Source organism: Actinomycetota bacterium (genome assembly GCA_005774595.1).
Classification (GTDB): Bacteria; Actinomycetota; Coriobacteriia; order Anaerosomatales; family D1FN1-002; genus D1FN1-002.
The window spans coordinates 1-1,326 of sequence record VAUM01000436.1 but is presented as its reverse complement, the minus strand read 5'-3'; the positions used below and the strand labels follow the sequence as shown (position 1 = coordinate 1,326).

The 1,326-nt window shown below is 70.6% G+C and carries 2 protein-coding genes; both read right to left on the bottom strand.

All coding sequences use genetic code 11. From position 1 onward, the window contains the following. Window positions 1-62 precede the first annotated feature (62 nt). Complete coding sequence (locus FDZ70_10780) at window positions 63-338, bottom strand: hypothetical protein (protein ID TLM65834.1); 276 nt, start codon at window positions 336-338, stop codon at window positions 63-65. Continuing rightward, a partial coding sequence (gene atpD / locus FDZ70_10775) for a F0F1 ATP synthase subunit beta (GenBank protein TLM65833.1) occupies window positions 338-1,326 on the bottom strand: 989 nt, incomplete at its 5' end. The genes atpD and FDZ70_10780, both read right to left, overlap by 1 nt.

Here is a 1,326-nt window from a genome sequence, read left to right as displayed (position 1 = left end):
CGCCCGTCCGTGATCGCCCCTCCCCCGAGGCCGCCGCCCTCATCGGCAGTACAGGGCAGACGTCAGAGCACCTCGGCCTCGCGCGCCAGCACGGTGACCCGGTCGCGCAGAACCTCCGCGACACCGCGACCCACCCGCACCGCACCGATCCGCCCACCGGCCCGGAACCTGACCACACATGCGGCACTGCTGACCAGCAGCGGACCGTGCGACTTGAGAATCACGATCTCGCTCCCCGGGTCGAAGCGATCCTCTCGGCGGCGCACCACCACGGAGTCGAGCTCCGTCTCCGCGAGCGCGACCCCGGTGGGCGTGACGATCTCGAGCGTGAGCGACATCAGGCCGTCGCCTCCCTGGACGCATCGGGCTCCGCGTCCTGCGAGGTGGCGGGCATCTCGGCCACACCCGCGGCGGCCACCGCGGCCGCGACGACAGGCTCAGCGAGATCGCCGGCATGCCCGCGCTGCCGCTCGAGTGCCTCGAGCAGCGTGCCGGCCATGAAGAACGCCTGCTCGGGCACGTCGTCGCAACGGCCCTCGCAGATCGCCTCGAAACCGTCGAGCGTGTCGGTGAGCGACACGTACCGCCCTTCGATGCCCGTGTACTGCTCGGCGACGTGGAACGGCTGGGAGAGGAACTTCTGCAGGCGGCGCGCGCGGGTGACGACCGTCTTGTCTTCCTCGGACAGTTCCTCGACGCCGAGGATCGCGATGAGGTCCTGGAGCGCGCCGTAGCGTTGGAGGTACGACTTCGTCTCGCGCGCCACCCGGACGTGCCGTTCGCCGACGACGGCGGGCTCGAGGATCTGCGAGGTGGACTGCAACGGGTCGATCGCCGGGTACAGCCCCATCTCGGCGATGCGGCGCGAGAGCACCACCGTCGCGTCGAGGTGCGAGAACACCGACGCCGGGCCCGGGTCGGCGAGGTCGTCGGCGGGCACGTACACCGCCTGGACGCTGGTGATGGCGCCGCTGGCGGTCGAGGCGATGCGCTCCTGGAGCTGGCCGACCTCGGTGAACAATGTCGGCTGGTAGCCGACCTCTGAGGGGATTCGCGCGCGCAGCAGCGAGACCTCGAGGCCCGCCTGCACGAACCGGTAGATGTTGTCGAAGAACAGCAGGACGTCGGTCTTCTCGAAGTCCCGGAAGTACTCGGCGGTGGTCAGCGCGCACAGCGGGACGCGGAACCGCGCGCCGGGCGGCTCGTTCATCTGCCCGAAGTAGAGCACCGCGCGCTCAAGCACCCCCGCGCGGCGCATCTCACGCCACAGGTCGTTGCCCTCGCGCGTGCGCTCGCCGATGCCGCCGAAGACGCTCACACCCCGAT

What these genes read in the sequence shown, in the direction of transcription:
- FDZ70_10780 (TLM65834.1), bottom strand. Translation starts at nt 338, where the DNA reads ATGTCGCTCACGCTCGAGATCGTCACGCCCACCGGGGTCGCGCTCGCG.